This window comes from Streptococcus entericus DSM 14446, assembly GCF_000380025.1.
Taxonomy (GTDB): domain Bacteria; phylum Bacillota; class Bacilli; order Lactobacillales; family Streptococcaceae; genus Streptococcus; species Streptococcus entericus.
The window spans coordinates 95,889-113,186 of sequence record NZ_KB904156.1; the positions used below are offsets into that span (position 1 = coordinate 95,889).

15 protein-coding genes and 3 pseudogenes are annotated in these 17,298 nt (G+C 43.8%); 7 read left to right on the plus strand and 11 right to left on the minus strand.

The features are described 5' to 3' along the window. The first annotated feature begins 2 nt into the window (after positions 1–2). A pseudogene (tnpA, locus tag A3GW_RS10640) lies at positions 3–517 on the plus strand (IS200/IS605 family transposase). A 222-nt stretch (positions 518–739) separates the two neighbouring features. On the opposite strand, the pseudogene A3GW_RS11340 reads toward tnpA, so the two are convergent. The 5 genes and pseudogenes from A3GW_RS11340 to A3GW_RS0101975 form a co-directional block, all read right to left on the minus strand. Then, positions 740–907 (minus strand): annotated as a pseudogene (locus A3GW_RS11340) (IS982 family transposase); the annotation flags it as partial. A gap of 65 nt (positions 908–972) precedes the next feature. Continuing rightward, positions 973–1,716: a protein-ADP-ribose hydrolase gene (locus A3GW_RS0101960; RefSeq protein ID WP_018367643.1), complete on the minus strand. Its 744-nt coding sequence runs from the start codon at positions 1,714–1,716 to the stop codon at positions 973–975. Further along, positions 1,707–2,537, minus strand: a complete 831-nt coding sequence (locus A3GW_RS0101965) for an SIR2 family NAD-dependent protein deacylase (RefSeq protein WP_018367644.1) — start codon at positions 2,535–2,537, stop codon at positions 1,707–1,709. The genes A3GW_RS0101960 and A3GW_RS0101965 overlap by 10 nt, the downstream gene beginning before the upstream one ends. Position 2,538: 1 nt before the next feature. Then, positions 2,539–2,982, minus strand: a complete 444-nt coding sequence (locus A3GW_RS0101970; RefSeq protein WP_018367645.1) for a pyridoxamine 5'-phosphate oxidase family protein — start codon at positions 2,980–2,982, stop codon at positions 2,539–2,541. Between the two features lie 57 nt (positions 2,983–3,039). Beyond that, a complete protein-coding gene (locus A3GW_RS0101975; protein WP_018367646.1) occupies positions 3,040–3,807 on the minus strand; it encodes a nuclear transport factor 2 family protein in 768 nt (255 codons plus the stop codon). A gap of 232 nt (positions 3,808–4,039) precedes the next feature. Here A3GW_RS0101975 and A3GW_RS0101980 point away from each other — a divergent pair, with 232 nt between their 5' ends. Then, the gene (locus tag A3GW_RS0101980) at positions 4,040–4,372 is read left to right on the plus strand and encodes a winged helix-turn-helix transcriptional regulator (protein WP_018367647.1); all 333 of its coding nucleotides are present in this window, start codon (positions 4,040–4,042) and stop codon (positions 4,370–4,372) included. A gap of 54 nt (positions 4,373–4,426) precedes the next feature. On the opposite strand, the pseudogene A3GW_RS0101985 reads toward A3GW_RS0101980, so the two are convergent. The 5 genes and pseudogenes from A3GW_RS0101985 to rsmG form a co-directional block, all read right to left on the minus strand. Next, positions 4,427–4,987 (minus strand): annotated as a pseudogene (locus A3GW_RS0101985) (IS982 family transposase); the annotation flags it as partial. 279 nt (positions 4,988–5,266) lie between these two features. Continuing rightward, a complete protein-coding gene (locus A3GW_RS0101990) occupies positions 5,267–6,385 on the minus strand; it encodes a 5-methyltetrahydropteroyltriglutamate--homocysteine S-methyltransferase (RefSeq protein ID WP_018367649.1) in 1,119 nt (372 codons plus the stop codon). 449 nt (positions 6,386–6,834) lie between these two features. After that, the gene (locus tag A3GW_RS0101995; protein ID WP_018367650.1) at positions 6,835–7,506 is read right to left on the minus strand and encodes a potassium channel family protein; all 672 of its coding nucleotides are present in this window, start codon (positions 7,504–7,506) and stop codon (positions 6,835–6,837) included. Positions 7,507–7,517: 11 nt separating this feature from the next. Next, a complete protein-coding gene (locus A3GW_RS0102000) occupies positions 7,518–8,891 on the minus strand; it encodes a TrkH family potassium uptake protein (protein ID WP_018367651.1) in 1,374 nt (457 codons plus the stop codon). Beyond that, the gene (gene rsmG, locus A3GW_RS0102005) at positions 8,888–9,601 is read right to left on the minus strand and encodes a 16S rRNA (guanine(527)-N(7))-methyltransferase RsmG (protein WP_018367652.1); all 714 of its coding nucleotides are present in this window, start codon (positions 9,599–9,601) and stop codon (positions 8,888–8,890) included. The genes A3GW_RS0102000 and rsmG overlap by 4 nt, the downstream gene beginning before the upstream one ends. Positions 9,602–9,702: 101 nt before the next feature. Between rsmG and A3GW_RS0102010 the strand changes: the two genes are divergently transcribed. Both A3GW_RS0102010 and htpX read left to right on the plus strand, forming a co-directional pair. Then, on the plus strand, positions 9,703–10,254 hold the full coding sequence (locus A3GW_RS0102010; RefSeq protein ID WP_018367653.1) for a LemA family protein: 552 nt from the start codon (positions 9,703–9,705) through the stop codon (positions 10,252–10,254). Positions 10,255–10,516: 262 nt separating this feature from the next. Then, complete coding sequence (htpX, locus tag A3GW_RS0102015) at positions 10,517–11,410, plus strand: zinc metalloprotease HtpX (protein WP_018367654.1); 894 nt, start codon at positions 10,517–10,519, stop codon at positions 11,408–11,410. A 72-nt stretch (positions 11,411–11,482) separates the two neighbouring features. Here the strand turns inward: htpX and A3GW_RS0102020 are convergent, their stop codons facing one another. Beyond that, positions 11,483–12,028, minus strand: coding sequence for a TetR/AcrR family transcriptional regulator (locus A3GW_RS0102020; RefSeq protein ID WP_018367655.1), 546 nt, complete (start codon positions 12,026–12,028; stop codon positions 11,483–11,485). Between the two features lie 134 nt (positions 12,029–12,162). Between A3GW_RS0102020 and A3GW_RS0102025 the strand changes: the two genes are divergently transcribed. The 3 genes from A3GW_RS0102025 to A3GW_RS0102035 all read left to right on the plus strand — a co-directional run bounded on the left by A3GW_RS0102025 (position 12,163) and on the right by A3GW_RS0102035 (position 17,242). After that, positions 12,163–12,864, plus strand: a complete 702-nt coding sequence (locus A3GW_RS0102025; RefSeq protein ID WP_018367656.1) for an ABC transporter ATP-binding protein — start codon at positions 12,163–12,165, stop codon at positions 12,862–12,864. A 9-nt stretch (positions 12,865–12,873) separates the two neighbouring features. Further along, a complete protein-coding gene (locus A3GW_RS0102030) occupies positions 12,874–16,356 on the plus strand; it encodes an FtsX-like permease family protein (protein ID WP_018367657.1) in 3,483 nt (1,160 codons plus the stop codon). Between the two features lie 340 nt (positions 16,357–16,696). Further along, positions 16,697–17,242, plus strand: a complete 546-nt coding sequence (locus A3GW_RS0102035) for a YceD family protein (protein ID WP_018367658.1) — start codon at positions 16,697–16,699, stop codon at positions 17,240–17,242. Positions 17,243–17,298 lie beyond the last annotated feature (56 nt).

The window sequence follows — 17,298 nt, forward strand, 5'->3', positions numbered from 1 at the left end:
ATATGGCNCAAAANGCACATNGTTTATCACANACAAAGTGGTNNTGTAANTANCACANTGTNTTCNCCCCTAAGTATANACGAAAAATNATNTATAATCAATATCGAAGTAGTCTNGGAGAGATATTNCNNCGNTTNTGTNGNTANAAAGGTGTNGAAATNATNGAAGGNCATCTNATGCCAGACCATGTTCACATGTTAGTCAGTATTCCTCCAAGGTTAAGTGTATCAAGTTTTATGGGCTATTTAAAAGGCAAGAGTGCTCTTATGATGTTTGATAAACACGCCAATTTGAAATATAAATTTGGCAATCGTCATTTCTGGGCAGAGGGATATTATGTAAGCACAGTAGGACTTAACGAAGCCACGATTAAAAAATATATACAGGAGCAAAGAAATTATCCAGTGGATGATTTTTTCATGAGCTTAGAAATAAGAAGGCGAATTAACATGACATAGCACTTGATAAAATGAGTGTGAAAGAATATGAAGATCCCTTTAGGGATAGTGGCAAGTAATACCAACACCTCTTTGAGAGGTTTGTGACGAGTCAAGAGCAGTGAGGCTTGAGCAACGTGAAAGAGAGCAACATAGGCGCTGGCTGGTCATGTGGGCTTATAGCCCTTGTTCAAACCACCCGTTTGACGGGTGGTCATGATTTTGGGTAGATAATATCATTAAAAATTTACATCAAATATTCAAGCTCTCTCAGTAAAAAATAATAAACTTTACCCGTGGTGCTAGTTAATTTCAAAATAACGTAAATTGTAGGCAAGTACGACTTGTTCCAGTCTTGACTGTAATCCAGTTAATCTCCTTGCCAATGTGTGTTCAATATCAAATAATCGAACCAACTCAGAAAATCGTGTTTCAATACTTCGTCTCATCGCCATCACTTTCCAACAGTTTAAACCAAATGAGCTTTTTGGTATAGTGAAAAATAACTAGCACCACGGGTTTTCATTGTATTATTTTACACGGTCAAGAGATTCATGTAGATTTCTAAATCTCTATCTTTAAAAACGTTGAAAACAACTTTTAAATTTGGATAGTTTTTACAAAAATCTTGAACCGTTTTTACTGCTATTTGAGCTGCGAGTAAGTTCGGAAATCTAAATTCTCCTGTAGATATACAACAAAATGCCAGACTATTTAAGTTGCGTTCTACAGCTAATTCTAAGCAAGATCGATAGCAAGATGCTAACTGTTCTTCTTGTAAAGAACTAGGAACATCATGAATAATTGGTCCTACTGTATGTAGTACATATTTACTTGGCAAGTTATATGCATCAGTTATTTTAGCCTTACCCGTTGGTTCAAGATGACCTTGTTTGGCCATTAATTGCTTGCACTCATGTCTAAGTTGCAAACCAGCTTGTGAGTGGATAGCATTATCGATACAGGCGTGGTTAGGAACAAAGCAACCCAGCATCTGACTGTTGGCAGCATTAACGACCGCATCTACTTCTAATGTTGTAATATCCCCTTGCCATAGGTATATATTATGGTTTAAAGGAGTAAGGTTTTCTAGTCTAGTTATCCCTTTTGAATGTAATTCTTCTTGCAAATATCTATCCTGTTTATCAAAAAATTCTTGATTTAGATTGGTAGATTCTTGTATAGCCATAAGTCCTCTAAAGACTTGTTTTTTATTAATGTGGTTAGGAATTTCTAAATTTGGAGCTAGTTCTTCAATTAGTTCGTCTACTAAAGCCATGCATCAAATACCTCCTTCATATCTTGAGAGATAGTAATCGTCTTGCTCTTATTTTCATCAATACCTCTTATATCATCTTGATTAAATCTTATAAGTGTTGTTTGTGGTAGGTGATAAGTCAATCGTTCAAATGGATAGCGAATAATAGTTGGTGTGTTAAATCCGACACCTAATTCTAAAAGTGCTACTTTCTTACTCTCTAGTCTTTCTATAAACTCACCATATCTTTTTTGCTGTTGATACCACGTATCATCTTGTACAAAAGCATTATCAATACGTAAATGACGCGTTACCTTTGCACCACAGTTTGGACAAGTTGGGATAAGTTCTACTGGTATTTCTAGTTTATCATCTATAGTATTCATCATGTTTAAAATTTGTTCTTTATTGTTATAAACAACCTGTTGACACGGCACAGAACATTGGAAGTGTTCAAAATTTCCTTGTACTTCAAAATAACGCTCCTTATCAAATCCTGCTTTGATAAACTGACCATCTACATTTGTTGTAATAACAAAATAGTCCTTTTCTTTAACAAGTTCAAATAATTGTTTATATAGAGGTGTCGCACCTACTTCATAAGCGTTATGATAAATCATTTTAGTCCAATATGCCCACTCAGCTTCTTCAGTTGGATATGGATAAAAACCAGCAGAATACATATCTTCTATATTATATTTTTCTATAAATTTGGAAAAGTATTTTTCAAAACGCTGTCCTGAATATGTCAAACCAGCAGCAGATGAAAGCCCCGCCCCAGCGCCTATAAGAATGATGTCGGCATTTTTTATTGCTTCTAAGGCTAATTTAGAATTGTTCAAATTATTCTCCTTTAATTTCAAAACTATCTATTCGTGGTGGTAAAACAGTTAAATCATAAAACTCTCCACGTGCATAAGCGAAGCAGAAAACTTCTAAAACTTTCCTACCATCTTCTGTTGGATAAATATCGTACATATAAGGATTATGATCCAATAATATGTTCAACTTCTCTCTACCAATACACTCAACTTTTCCACTTAAAGAAATCATTTTTCTTTCCATAGTAGATTTACCTTGAGTCATACCTGTTAAAGATATATAAGGATTTTCTTTCAGTTGTTTATAAAATGCTTTGGTATTAGCTGTTAAAAAATATACATTTTCGTCATCTTGATACATCATATCAATTACACGGGTTGTTGGATGACCTTCTGAATCAACACTTGCGACCACAACAGAGTGGATTTCATCTACTAAAAGTTTAAGATAATCTGACGTATTCATTATTTTCTCCTTCCAAGACCTAAAAGGCAGAGTAATAGACTTACCCTACCTTATATGTTAGAATTTTCCGTTAGTATTTGCACTTTCTTCTTTTATATCTTGTATGATATCCCAGTGTTCTGCGATAAATCCATTCTCTACACGGAACAAATCATAGAAAGCAACGTGACGACCAGCAAACTCTCCTTCTGATACGACAAGGGCAAAATCATCTTGAGCCAAAACTTGATATGTTTTAGTATAAGTCATTGATAATCCTGCTTGAGCTAAAGCTGCTAGAGCCTCACCTAATCCAGACACACCATCTGCAATTCCTGAGTTGTGTTGAATATAGTTATCTCCGTCAAAATAACTTGTTAATTTTTCTAAATTTTCTCCGTGAAGAACATCTTTTACGAAGTTTGTAACTAATGCTCGCGTTTCTTCTTTATCAGCTGTTGTAGTAGTTAAAGCACCATCTGTTTGTGTACGTCCGCTTGGATTTGCAGGAGTTAATCCATCTAAATTATCCCAGTGTTCTACGAATTTTCCTTGGTCGTTAAAACGAAGAATATCAAAAGCTACTACTTCTCCTGCCCCAGCAAAATTGTAAATAGTGTGTAGAAATACTTTATCGCCATCTTCAAAAGCACGAACAATTTTTGCACTTGTTTTCACAGGTGCTTGTGCTAAAGATTCAACTGCAGCAATAAAACCAGCAGCTCCTGTTGGATAATCTTGATTGTGTTGAATATAGTTTTCATCTAATAATTCACGAGCGACATCAACATCTCCCGTTACGAATGTGTTGATAAGATTTTTTGCGTTTTGTATATTTGTTGACATAGTAATATCTCCCCTAATTAAAATTTTTGTCGGCGATTGCCCTACACGTATAAGTCTAACATCATTAGTTCCTTTTGGGAAGTAGGCACTTTTTCGGAATGTAGTTACCTAAAAGTATCTTTTGTAGTATTATCAGGCTTTTTAAAGGCTAAAATTTTTTAAAAAATTTGCTTGATTTAATCAAATAGGCTATAATAGTATCAAAGTTTCAAAAAGATACTAAGGAGATGTGATGTCTATAAAAAAAGAGTTACCTGTTTGCCCTGTAGAAACAACATTGTCTTTAATTGGAGATAAATGGAAAATTCTTATTTTACGTGATTTATTAAATGGGACCATGCGATTTGGCGAATTGAAAAATTCAATCGGAAGTGTCAGCCAAAAAGTACTAACTGCACAACTACGAGATATGGAATCACAAGGATTAGTGAATCGTAAAGTTTATGCAGAAGTTCCGCCTCGTGTAGAATATTCATTAACCGAAACGGGTATGAGTTTAAAGCCTATTATTGATTCAATGTGGGACTGGGGATTAGATTATAAGAAAAAACACGGTAAAGCATAAATAAAAAGGCGATTGATATTTCATGATAATGATGAATATCAATTACCTGTGGTGCTAGTTAATTTCAAAACAACGTAAATTGTAGGCAAGTACGACTTGTTCCAGTCTTAACTGTAATCCCGTTAGTCCCCTTGCCAATGTGTGTTCAATATCAAATAATCGAACCAACTCAGAAAATCGTGTTTCAATACTTCGTCTCATCGCCATCACTTTCCAATGATTATATTGCTTAGCTCCCACCATATTTTGGCGTAAAGGTGTCCATAGATTATAGCCTTTTTCAACCAGATCTGCCTCAAGCTCCTGGCTTAAATAGCCTAAGTCAGCGAGAATAACAGATTGTTGGCATCCTGCTATCACGTCATGAACAGTTTTGATATCATGAACAGAAGCAGGTGTGACCACGTAGTTTAGAATATAGCCCGACAAGGTCACTAACATATGGATCTTAAAGTCATAAAACCATAGCCGTTTGGAGGCATTGTAGCCAATATCGGCTAATCCTTTAAAAATGCAAGCCTTGTGATTGCGGACAGGTTGGCACAGTGGCAATGGAAAGCTGTCTATGATGACATTCTCATCGGGATTTATCCTGTCATTCATGGCTTTTCGGATGTATTACCCTCTCGTTCACATAATATTACTGCACGTTTTGCGCACTTCGCAAAACATTGGTTCGTTAGAACCAACTGCGAGGAAAAAAGAAAGTGTTAAACTTTCTTTTTGGGCTGCAAGCCTACGTGTTTAGCGCTGAGTAACGATAGCTTACTCACGCTAAACACGTATCTCCTCAAAAATAAGATTATCTCCATCATTAAGTTATCAAAATGAGTATTAAACGGTCAGGGAATGTTTCAATTCCTTGACCGTTTTTATTTTGTTGATATCGCTAGTCTAGCCCCAAACTTCTTTGGCGATGGAGCTGATAAGCTCGACCTTGGCCCACTGTTGATCCTCGGTTAAGACATTGCCTTCTTCAGTTGAGGAGAACCCGCACTGAGTACCGAGGGCTAGGCGGTCGAGTGGCACGTACTGGCTCGCTTCATGGATGCGCTTGATAACGGCATCGCGGTCTTCTAACTGCCCTGTTTTTGAGGTGATGAGACCCAGCACCACACGCTTGTGGTCAGATAGTGCCTCGAGTGGTTCAAAAGACCCTGCTCGCTCAGAATCGTATTCGAGGTAGTAGGCATTGACATTTTCCTTGTCAAAGAGAGGTGAAGCGATGCCTTCGTAGCCTCCGGTACCAAAGGCTTTTGACTTGTAGTTACCACGACAGAGGTGGGTATTGATTTGTAAATCTTCAGGCAAATCGACCAGAACGCGGTTGTTAAGAGCGACTAGCTCTTCCTTACGCGCTTGGTGCTTAGCAAAAGCCTCAGGCTCTGTTGGTAATGGTCCAAGAAGTGAAATCCATGCACAATCATCGATTTGGATAATCCGTGCTCCTGCCTCGTAGAGGTCATGGATAACCTGACGATAGGCTGCCACCGCATCGTCTAAGAGTGCCTGACGGTCACCCTTGTAGTGTTCTAGAGCGATAGCAGGGTTGTTGTAGACTTCTAATTCAAGCAGGAATTGGGCTGGTGCAGGAATCGTTTGCTTGATTTGATAGCCTTCTGGGACATGGTCTTTCAAAAAGGTAAAATCAGCGATAATCGGGTGATGATGCCCGGAGAGTTTGCCAGTCAGAATAGCCCCTTCAGGTCGGACCAGCTCGTCTTCAGCCTTAACGACAACACCATGCTTGATAACTTTTTCAACATTGTGAAATCCCCAGAAAAAGTCTAGGTGCCACCAGCTGCGGCGAAACTCACCATCGGTCAAAATGGTCAAGCCAGCTGCAATTTGGCGGTCAATCAGGTCGAGAATCGCCTGATCCTCAACCGCACGCAGGTCGCTTGCGCTGATTTCACCTGCTTCGAACTGTTGACGAGCTGTTTTGAGTGCCTCAGGTCGCAGAAAGCTCCCTGTGACATCGTGATGTAAATGGTTTGAGATACCGTGTGCCATGGTTAAACGCTCCTTTTGTTTAATTATGATTATTATAACGCAAAAGAAGTTCCCTGACTAATAGGTAAAAACTATAAGTGTTTATAGTTTTTAGTAATAACTAGAGTACTAAAAATGTGAGTTGCTGTTTTTGATTCTGTTTTGCTAATCGACATCAACAGCCTTGCCCAAGCCCGATCTTTAGTGCTAATAGTCAGTCTTTCTTGGCTGATGAGATTACGGGGTTTGGTCATGTCATCTGGCAGAGCTGTTAGGCGCACTGAACCGGTCATCACAGCTGATATGTTTTGCGACAATCATCAATGCATCAAGACAAAGTAAAAAGACTTAGCTCTGTGCACGACAGAACTAAATCTTAGTAATCATTAGTTGCTCAACTGCTGAGGTCAAACAAGGGGTAATGTTTTTGTCATCATCTAGAGGAACAGCTGAGGGTGGTTTTGAAGAGACTACTTCAACTCGTCCAGATAGTCGAATTGCTCGAAAGCTCTGCTATTGGCAATAGCCACCAACAATGTCCCTTTGGCCAAGGGCTGGTTGAGGGCAAGGGTCGTGTTGATGGGAGCGTTCTTTTGCTCACGGAGCCCGATGATGTTGATGTCGTAGGTGTTGCGAATATCTAGCTGAATGATAGACTTGCCGATCCATTTATCAGGAATCTCAAACTCAACAATGGCGGTGTCCCCCTCGAAATGAAAAACGTCGTGAATTTTGTTGCGTAGCAGTGTCGAAACCAGGTTGACCCCAGCTTCGCGCTCTGGCGAGATAACCAGATCCGCACCGACGGCATAGAGGACTTCCTCGTAGCTCATACTCTTGGCCTTAGCGACAATTTTCTTGACGCCCAGCTTTTTACAGTTGATGACGGCAAGAACGGCTGCCTCTAGGTTAGTTCCTGTAGCGATAACCACAGCGTCGCAGTGGTCGATACCAAGCCCTTGCAGGAAATGGTAGTCGGTAATGTCACCGACGGCTGCCTTGCTGACCTGCTCAGCGACCGCCTCAATATGGCGACCGTTATTGTCTGCAGCGATAACGTCCTGATCAAACTGGGTTAGCTCCCTCGCCACTGTGCGACCAAACACACCAAGTCCCAGCACACCGATAATTTTTCGTGTCATAAAATCCTTTCCTAGCCCACCAAAATGTTGGTTTCTGCATATTGGATGGGTTTTTCTTTTTTCTGAACAAGGCTGAGCAGGACAGTGATTGGTCCTACGCGGCCGATAAACATGAGTAGCATGATGATGACCCGACCGCCCAAGCCCAGCTGGCTGGTGATGTCCATGGTGATGCCGACCGTTGCTAGAGCGCTGGCCACTTCAAAGAGCAGGGCAAAGGGGTCAAGTGACGGCTCAACCTGCAAGAGCAGGAGATAGCCGACCAAAAAGACTGTAAAGAAGAAAATCAGCACCGTCAAGGTTTGCTTGAGCAGCTTTTGTGGAATGCTTCGGTATTGAAAGAGGATTTGGCTATTGCCAGATAGCTCGGCCTTGAAGACCAAGAAGAGAATGGCGACCACGCTCAGCTTGAGCCCGCCTGCTGTCCCACCAGGTGCACCCCCCATGAGCATTTGCAGGATATAGAGGATATTGGTCACCAAGTCAGTTTTGACATAGCTGATGGTCGAAAAGCCTGCCGTTCGCATGGTCACAGTTTGAAAAAAGCTGACTAAAAGTTGTTGTGGTGGGCTGTAATGCCCGATGGTGGCTGGATTATCCAGCTCAATCAACCAAGACAGGAGCGTTCCAGCCAGTAGGATGATACCAGTGGTGATCAGCATCAATTTGGAATGTGGTGACAACCAACGCCCCAGTCGTTTGGGCTGGCGTGGTTTGCTTAAGACGGAGCGCTTAAAGGCCTGAATCAGATCTTTCCAGACGATGAAGCCTAAGCCTCCTGATAAAATCAACCCTGCAATGACCAGATTGACCAAGGGATTGACAACGAAATCGCCCAGACTGTTGGCTCCTAGGTTATCAAAACCGGCGTTACAAAAGGCAGAGATGGCAAGGAAAATGCTGTTAAAAATGCCATCTGCCCAACCATAGCGGGGAATGAAATCCACCATAAGAAGGAGGGCTCCCACCCCTTCGATAGTTAGAGTGATTTTGTAGATGGAAAAGAGATGCTCTTTCAAGCTGGTCTGCTGGTCAAAACTGAGCGAAGACTTGAGCAATTCTTGGTCGTTGACACCGACCTTGCGCTTGAGGGTATAGTAACTGATGGCAATCAGGCTGACCAACCCCAGCCCACCAATCTGAATCAGAATCAAGCAGATAACCTGCCCTAGGCGGTTGTAAACCTCAGCGACAGGAAAGACTGACAGACCGGTCACGCAAACCATGGAGACCGCGTGAAAGAGGTGGTCAAGGTAGCTGGTTGGCGGTGCACCTGCCACGTGAAAGATGGGGAGAGACAGTAAGAGACTGCCGACGAGAATAGTCGCTAAAAAACTGATACTCAGCTTCTGAGCGATGGTTAGGGGTCTTAATTCAGGCATCATAGGGGTTTCTTATTCGGCAAGCCAGCCTTTCTGGGATATTTGTTAGGTGTTTCTTTGGTTTTGCGGACAATGGTCAGGTTGCGGGAATCACCGTTTGGCAGCTGGTAGTCTTTTGTCTCGTCGACCTTGGCAAAGAGGGTCTGAAGCGCTATTTTAGCGTCAAGTAACTCGCTGTCAGCCGCTGCTGCCTTGAGGGCAATCAGCTGACCATTGATACGGAGAAAGGGGATCGTCAGCTCTGCCAAAACTTGCAGGCGAGCGACAGCTCTGGCAGTAACAAGGTCAAACTGCCCTCTAAACGTCTTATCCTGACCAAAGTCTTCCGCTCTGCCATGATAAAAAGCGACACCAGTTAGCCCTAACTCCTCAGCTAGTAAGGTCAAAAAGCTAATCCGCTTATTGAGGGAATCGATAATGGTGACCTCAAGCTCTGGGCAGAGGATTTTCATCGGAAGGCTGGGAAAGCCAGCTCCAGCACCGATATCCAGCAAGGTTAGAGGCTGGTTTTTGATGTGTCCCTGAAGGACTGGTGCAAGGCTGTCATAGAAGTGTTTGAGATAGACCTCGTCGCGTGCGGTGATGGCAGTTAGGTTAATCTTTTCATTCCATTCAACCAAGAGCTCAAAGTAACGGTTGAATTGCGCTTTTTGCTGGTCGTTAAGGACAAAGCCAGCGGCTGCCAAGTGGTCGTAAAATTCTTGTGGTGTCATGGTTATCCTTTATCGTGTTTAGTGGTTCCATTCTACCACAAACTCCCTTTTTTTGCCAAAGTATGGTATAATGGTTCTGTAGAAAAAAGGAGGAACTCTCTATGTTTTGGATTATTATTGCTATTGTTGCCCTTATTGCCTTACTTGTGGTCGGTGTGTATAACAGCCTGGTCAAGAGTCGGGTGCAAACACAAGAGTCTTGGAGCCAGATTGACGTTCAACTCAAGCGTCGTAACGACCTGATTCCTAACTTGATTGAGACAGTTAAAGGTTACGCCAAATACGAAGGTCAGACCTTGGAAAAAATTGCAGAGCTGAGAGCGCAGATTGCTAAGGCTAGCAGCCCAGCTGAAGCCATGCAGGCTTCTGATGCTTTGACTCGTCAAGTTGCAGGTATCCTTGCTGTTGCAGAAAACTATCCTGACCTTAAAGCCAATGCCAGCTTTGTCAAGTTGCAAGACGAATTGACCAACACCGAGAACAAGATTTCTTATTCTCGTCAGTTGTATAACACCACCGTTTCCAACTATAACGTCAAATTAGAAACCTTCCCAAGCAATATCATTGCAGGTCTGTTTGGCTTCAAGAAAGCTGACTTTTTACAAACTCCTGAAGAAGAAAAAGCTGTGCCAACAGTTAATTTTGACTTCTAATTTTTCACGGAAGAGGCTGGGAAAAGATTCCTAGTTTCTTCATTTTATTATCGTTAATCAGGGGAGTTGTAGTGGTTTGGAGTAACTTTTATCGATTTTGCCGATTTTAGAGTTGCCCATGCACAGATCATTAGTCCCCACTGCTGAGTACTTTTAGACTTTTGAGCCTTGAAGGTCGGAGTGACGTAGTCTTGGAGATGTGATTCTGACGAATGAACGATTGTTGCCCACACACTCTTTTTTCAAGCTGGAGGAAAACCCTATGCTGTTTGAACAAATCAAGTCTAACAAGCGACGAACCATCGCTTTATTGTTCATTTTTTTCGCCCTCTTGACAGCTCTCGGAGCTGCGCTAGGTTATGTGCTGGCGGATTCACTGGCGTTCGGCGCTGTGCTTGCCCTTATCATCGGGCTCATCTATGCTGCCATCATGATTTTTCAGTCAACCAATGTGGTCATGTCCATGAATCAGGCGCGTGAAGTGACGGCAGCCGAAGCGCCAGACCTTTATCATGTGGTCGAAGACATGGCCATGGTCGCTCAAATCCCCATGCCACGTGTCTTTATCATTGATGACCCAGCCCTCAATGCCTTTGCTACAGGGTCAAGCCCCGAGAATGCAGCAGTTGCTGCGACGACAGGTCTTCTCGCAGTAATGAACCGAGAGGAACTTGAAGCGGTCATGGGGCACGAAGTCAGCCATATTCGTAACTATGACATCCGTATCTCGACCATAGCTGTCGCTCTCGCATCGGCAGTGACCCTCCTGTCCTCGCTGGGTGGTCGCATGATGTGGTATGGTGGCGGACGTTCACGCCGCAACAACCGAGATAACGACGGAGCTAGTGTTCTGATTTTAGTCTTTTCTTTGTTGGCAATCGCTCTCGCACCGCTGGCGGCCACCCTTGTTCAGCTAGCCATTTCCCGCCAGAGGGAGTATCTTGCTGATGCTGGCGCTGTTGAGTTGACCCGAAATCCCTACGGGATGATTAGGGCGCTTCAAAAGCTGGATCAATCTGCCCCAATGCAGCAGCCTGTTGATTCAGCCAGCGCAGCTTTATATATCAATGACCCCAAGAAAAAAGAGGGCTTTAAATCCCTCTTTTACACCCATCCCCCCGTTGCAGACCGTATTGCACGGCTAGAAAAGATGTAAGATAAGCCCCTTTCTGTTCACAACGGCTGACAGAAGGGGCTATTTTATTTTTGTACTCATTTCCTCAACCGCTCACCGAATCTGATTGCCCAAATCAGCAACGGTCAAAATAATCTCTGTCATTTCCTCGGGACTCTCTTGACCACCTGTTTCAATCCAAAGACTGATGATACTTTCTATGGAAGATAAATAAACGGTTAGGGCATAGGGATAAGGGATGCGGTAAGCCTCGACTAAGGCTTCTGCAATTTGCTCGTCGGCACTCAGCAGATGGCGAGTGAAGTCCTTGATTGATTCAGACAGATTCAAAAAGCGGCTGTTAGCCATGGCTGAAATAAAATCAAAATCCCCTTTCAAAAACTGTAAAATCGCTAAAATCCCTGCTCTAGGCTGATGCTTATGCCGTTCAAGCAGAATGTCAATCTCTTGCCAAGTATCATCTTTTAGGTGATTGATAAGGTCGTATTTGTCCTGATAATGGAGATAAAAGGTGCTGCGGTTGATGCCGGCTTTTTTAGTGATTTGGCTGATGGTCAAGTGTTCAATCTCAGTGTCCTGAAGCAGGAGCGTCAAGGCTTTTTTCAAGTAAGCTTTGGTTTCGGTTTGTCGGTGTTTCATCGCTCTATCCTTAAATCGACAGTTTGTCGTTTTTTGTTCTTGTGATTGCTATCGCTTCATGTTATCATAGATGGCAGTTAAAATCAACAATCTGTCTATTTTGTAGAACTAATCAGGAAGGGAGAGGATTTAACATGGCTTATATTGATGTCAAACAGGTCTCTAAGTCTTATGGCAGTGGGGATAGTCGCATTGTGGCCAATCACGAGGTGACTTTTGCGATTGAACAAGGCGAGTTGGTGATTATCCTTGGGTCTTCTGGTGCTGGAAAATCGACCTTGCTAAACATTTTGGGCGGGATGGATACTAGTGATCAGGGGCAGGTGATCATTGATGGTGTCGACATCGCACAGTTCAACGCCCATCAGCTGACGAACTACCGCCGTGACGATGTCGGCTTTGTCTTTCAATTTTATAATCTGGTCGCTAATCTCACGGCTAAGGAAAATGTCGAACTTGCCTGCGAAATCGTTAAGGATTCTTTAGACCCAACTGAGGTACTCAAACAGGTTGGGCTTAGTCAGCGTCTCAATCATTTCCCAGCCCAGCTTTCAGGAGGTGAGCAGCAGCGGGTATCGATTGCACGAGCAGTGGCTAAAAAACCAAAACTGTTGCTCTGCGATGAGCCTACAGGCGCTCTGGATTATCAAACAGGCAAACAGGTCTTGAAAATCTTACAGGACATGTCTAGGCACCAAGGGGCGACCGTCATCATCGTGACCCATAACGCTGCTTTAGCGCCGATTGCAGACCGTGTGATTCATATGCGGGATGCCACGGTCAAATCCGTTATCACCAACGCCCAACCTCAGGACATTGAAAGGCTAGAATACTAGGGTGCTGTCATGAAAAAATCAGTCTATCTTAAAGAATTGTCCCAGTCTTTCTTGGGTTCAAAAGGGAGATTTTTTTCAATCTTTAGCCTGATGATGATTGGCTCTCTGGCTTTGGTTGGTCTCAAGGTGACGACCCCAAATATGCAAAGGACAGCTCAGGACTACATCACAGAAACCCATCTGATGGATTTAGCAGTGATGGCAGACTATGGCCTATCGGCAGAAGACCAAGAAGAGCTAAAGCAAGTTAAAGGAGCGACTGTAGAATTTGGCTACTTAACCGATGTGACCATCGCAGGTCAGGACGAAGCCGTTCGGCTCTTTTCCTCTCCGAAGACCTTGTCTACCTATCGGGTGCGCTCAGGGCGGTTGCCTGAAACAGCTCATGAAGTGGCTCTATCAGAGCAGTTAAGTCCGTCTTATCAGATTGGAGATACCATTCGTTTCACACCATCTTCTGACAGTCCTCTGACAACAGATGCCTTTACAGTGACTGGTTTTGTCCAGTCCGCAGAACTTTGGGATAAGGAAGTGCTCGGTCAGACAAGGGCAGGAACAGGCGACTTAAAGGCTTACGGGGTGACTACAGAAGCGGCTTTTGACAGCTCTGTTTACATGATTGCGCGTTTAGCCTATGATGAGTTGAGAGGGGAACCCTTTTTCACAGAGACCTACGATAGGAAAATAGCAGAGCATCAACAGCAATTGACAGCTCTCCTCGCTGATAACGGTCATCAACGCTGGCAGGTGTTAAGAGCAGATGCACAGTCGGAGATTGACCGCGGACGCAAACAACTTTCAGAGACTAAAGAGCAAATCGCAGATGGTGAAGAGCAACTGGCAGAGGCTAGGGGAGCTCTTTCTCAGGGGCAAAACCAATTAGAAAAAGGTCAAGAATTCCTCAACCAAGGTCAAGCCGAGCTTGCACGGGCTCAACATCAACTGGCGACTAGTCAAGCCGAATTGGCTCAATCGAAAAAACAGCTCGATGACAGCAAGTTGGAGCTTGAACAAGCAGAAGCGCGTTTAACAAAAACGTCACGTGAACTGGCAGAGGCAGATTTGGCGCTTCAAATGGGTAAAACAGCGCTTGACACGACGAAGGCTCAGCTGGAACAAGCAAGTAAGGCATTGGAGCAAAGCCAGATGTCCCTAGCTGCTGATAAAAAACAGTTGGATGAGTTAGCGGCAAACCTTGCCCTAGAACAGCAGGTTTGGCAAACAGAGGTGTCACGTCTTGAGGCAGACAAACAGGAGTGGCTTGTGCAGGGACAGGATCCTCAAAACGCCTCTCGTCTGGCTGCTCGAGAAAGTCAACTAGCAGAAACTGCTCAGCGATTGACCCAATTAGAAAACAATCTCCAACAAGGGCAGGCAACTTATCAGAGTAACCTCAGCATCTATGAGAAGGAGCGGTCAGCCTATCAGACGGCAGAAAGCCAGTACCGCTCAGCCATAGAGGCCTATGACCTACAGCTGGCTAGCTATCAACAAGGTAAGGCGGCCTATGAAGAAGGTCTAACCAACTATCAGCAGGGTAAGGCGGATTATGATGCAGGCTTAGCCGCTTACCAATCAGGTTTAGCCACCTATCAATCAGGTTTAAGTGCTTATGTCGCCAATCAAGCTCGGCTAGATCAGGAAAGTTTGGTCATCTCACAAGAGCAAGACCGCCTCAACTCGGCCAAAGCAGAGCTTGAGCGCTCTCAATCTGATTTTGACCGTCAGAAAGCTGACGCCCAAGCACAGATGGCGAGCGCAGATAAGGAACTCACTCAAGCGACAGACCAACTCAACCAGTTGACTGAGCCTGATTATAGGGTTTACACGCGTCAAACCTTTCCAGGCGGTCATGGCTATGATACCTTTAAAACAGGAGCCTCTGCCATTTCAGCTGTCGGCAATATCTTTCCTGTTGTCCTTTATCTGGTGGCGGCCCTAGTCACCTTGACAACGATGACGCGTTTTGTTGATGAGGAACGTCATACCATCGGTATTTTTAAGTCCTTAGGATTTACTAATCGAGCCATCATGGCAAAATTTGTCGTGTATGGTTTGACCGCCAGTCTTGCTGGAACACTTGTCGGGGTTATCTTGGGACATACGGTGCTCTCTTCCATGATTGGTAATATTCTGACCCAAAAACTGGTTTTAGGGCAGATAAGTCATAGCTTCTATCCTGGCTGGAGCTTGGTTGCTGTGCTATTAGCCCTAATCTCAGCGGTTTTGCCAACCTACCTCGTTGCCCACAGGGATTTAATCCGGGAAAAACCTGCACAATTACTACAAGCCAAACCGCCAGTTACTGGTTCTTCCATTTGGCTGGAACGCTGGACCTTTATCTGGAAACGTCTCAGCTTTACGCACAAGGTAACTGCTCGCAACATTTTTCGCTACAAGCAACGGATGTTGATGACCATTTTTGGAGTAGCAGGGTCGGTGGCCCTTCTCTTTGCGGGCTTAGGTATCCAGTCCTCAATTTCAGGGGTGGCTAAGAGCCAGTTTGGGGAGCTATTGACCTATGACTTGATTCTGGTGGAAAATAGCAGAGCATCGCAAGATGATAAAGACCAGTTGACCAGTTTTTTAGAAGCGGCAACTATTGCTCAGAAACTCCCCGTCCGTTTTTTCAGCACTTCAGAAACTATTCAGCAAACAGGTGACCAGACCATCACCCTACTTGTGGCAGATCAGCCTCAGCTGAACGATTTTATTCAACTCAGGCAACGACAGACGAAAGAGCAGCTAAATTTGAGCGACACAGGCGCTATTGTGACTGAAAAGCTGGCAACCCTATACGGTGTTGGCCTTGGTGACCAGCTGACTGTGACACTGGAAGACCGTCCTGTGACCCTGACGGTTGCAGGCATCAGTGAACTATATGCTGGTCATTACATCTACTTATCTGAGGCATATTACGAAAAACTCCAACCTAAACCCAGTCCACCCAATGGTTACCTGATTCAGCTTAAAGACCAATCGCCTGAACATATCAAAGAAACAGCAGCAGAAGCCTTGAAGCAACATGCGGTCGTAAGTGTCGTTCAAAATACCACGCTTGAAATGGCTTTGGCAAAGACGGCAGATTCCTTGTCAGCCGTTATGTTGGTACTGATTGCCCTCTCCATTTTATTAGCAGTTGTCATTTTATACAACTTAACGACGATAAATGTGGCAGAGCGCATTCGCGAACTGTCCACCATCAAGGTTCTCGGTTTCCATCATAAGGAGGTCACCCTTTATATTTACCGTGAAACCATTGTGCTGTCACTCGTTGGCATCATGTTAGGGCTGGGAGGGGGTGTTTATCTCCACCGCTTGTTGCTAAACATGATTGCCTCGCCTAGTTTGATGTTCCAGCCTCAGGTGGCTCTGAGTGTTTACTTGACACCAGTGCTTGACATCGCTGTGATTTTGATTGTATTGGGTGTACTCATTAACCGCCGTTTGCGCCAGGTCGACATGCTTGAAGCCTTAAAATCTCTTGAGTAGCCGATTGCAGTTTCAAACGAGAAAAAGAGAGTGGGGCAAAAATTAATCACCTAAAGCGGGAATTTTCCCTGTTCTTCCTAATTTTAAGATTTGGACTAAACCAGCCTGCTGGACTATTTTACTCTCACTCCAAAAGTTGAGTAGGGCTACAAAAGCTGATAACATCAGCGCCTTAGAGCCCACTCAACCACTGCGTCTTGTTTAACCATTCAAAAACAAGGTGAGAGGCAGGGACTTTTGTCTCAGGCGCCAACATTCTCTTATTATATTTTTCAACTTGGTCAAGACAAGTCATCGAAATCTTGCTATAATAGAATCAGTGAAGACAAAGGAGAAGATGATGTTTCGTTTAACAGACATTCGAAAGCAGCCAGACGGCATTACTTTTCAGCAGACATTACACCTCGAAGAGGTGCTTAAAGCCAGAGAGCCAGAGATTTTAGCTTTGGGACCGGTCGCCGTTCAGGGGCAAGTCAGTCACGACCAAGGGCTCTATCTCTTGACCTATACCATGACCTATCAGCTGACCCTGCCATCCAGTCGCTCTTTAGAGCCTGTTCTCTTGGACAATAGCCAGGCTTTACAGGAAGTATTTATTGCTGCTTCGGATGTCGCAGCAAAGCAGGAATTGGTTGATGACGATTTGGTCTTGATTGTCGAAGGAGACCATATTGACCTGACAGAAAGTGTTGTCGATAACATTCTCCTCAACCTGCCCAGTCGTGTTTTGACCCCAGAGGAAGAGCAAGAGGAAGACTTACCGAGTGGGCAAAACTGGTCTGTTTTAACAGAGAGCCAATACGATGCTCAAAAACAGGCTGAAAAGGAAGCCAGTAGCCCCTTTGCAGGTTTAGCTGGTCTCTTCAGTGAAGATGACACAAATTAGTGACAAAAAACTGAGAGCAGGACGACAGTCCTAGTCTCTCCGTTTTATTATTACCA

Excerpts from the sequence above, each read along its gene's own strand:
- A3GW_RS0101960 (WP_018367643.1), bottom strand. The coding sequence starts at position 1,716 with ATGGCTTTAGTAGACGAACTAATTGAAGAACTAGCTCCAAATTTAGAA.
- A3GW_RS0101970 (WP_018367645.1), bottom strand. The coding sequence starts at position 2,982 with ATGAATACGTCAGATTATCTTAAACTTTTAGTAGATGAAATCCACTCT.
- A3GW_RS0101975 (WP_018367646.1), bottom strand. The coding sequence starts at position 3,807 with ATGTCAACAAATATACAAAACGCAAAAAATCTTATCAACACATTCGTA.
- A3GW_RS0101980 (WP_018367647.1), top strand. The coding sequence starts at position 4,040 with ATGTCTATAAAAAAAGAGTTACCTGTTTGCCCTGTAGAAACAACATTG.
- A3GW_RS0101990 (WP_018367649.1), bottom strand. The coding sequence starts at position 6,385 with ATGGCACACGGTATCTCAAACCATTTACATCACGATGTCACAGGGAGC.
- A3GW_RS0101995 (WP_018367650.1), bottom strand. The coding sequence starts at position 7,506 with ATGACACGAAAAATTATCGGTGTGCTGGGACTTGGTGTGTTTGGTCGC.
- A3GW_RS0102000 (WP_018367651.1), bottom strand. The coding sequence starts at position 8,891 with ATGATGCCTGAATTAAGACCCCTAACCATCGCTCAGAAGCTGAGTATC.
- rsmG (WP_018367652.1), bottom strand. The coding sequence starts at position 9,601 with ATGACACCACAAGAATTTTACGACCACTTGGCAGCCGCTGGCTTTGTC.
- A3GW_RS0102010 (WP_018367653.1), top strand. The coding sequence starts at position 9,703 with ATGTTTTGGATTATTATTGCTATTGTTGCCCTTATTGCCTTACTTGTG.
- htpX (WP_018367654.1), top strand. The coding sequence starts at position 10,517 with ATGCTGTTTGAACAAATCAAGTCTAACAAGCGACGAACCATCGCTTTA.
- A3GW_RS0102020 (WP_018367655.1), bottom strand. The coding sequence starts at position 12,028 with ATGAAACACCGACAAACCGAAACCAAAGCTTACTTGAAAAAAGCCTTG.
- A3GW_RS0102025 (WP_018367656.1), top strand. The coding sequence starts at position 12,163 with ATGGCTTATATTGATGTCAAACAGGTCTCTAAGTCTTATGGCAGTGGG.
- A3GW_RS0102030 (WP_018367657.1), top strand. The coding sequence starts at position 12,874 with ATGAAAAAATCAGTCTATCTTAAAGAATTGTCCCAGTCTTTCTTGGGT.
- A3GW_RS0102035 (WP_018367658.1), top strand. The coding sequence starts at position 16,697 with ATGTTTCGTTTAACAGACATTCGAAAGCAGCCAGACGGCATTACTTTT.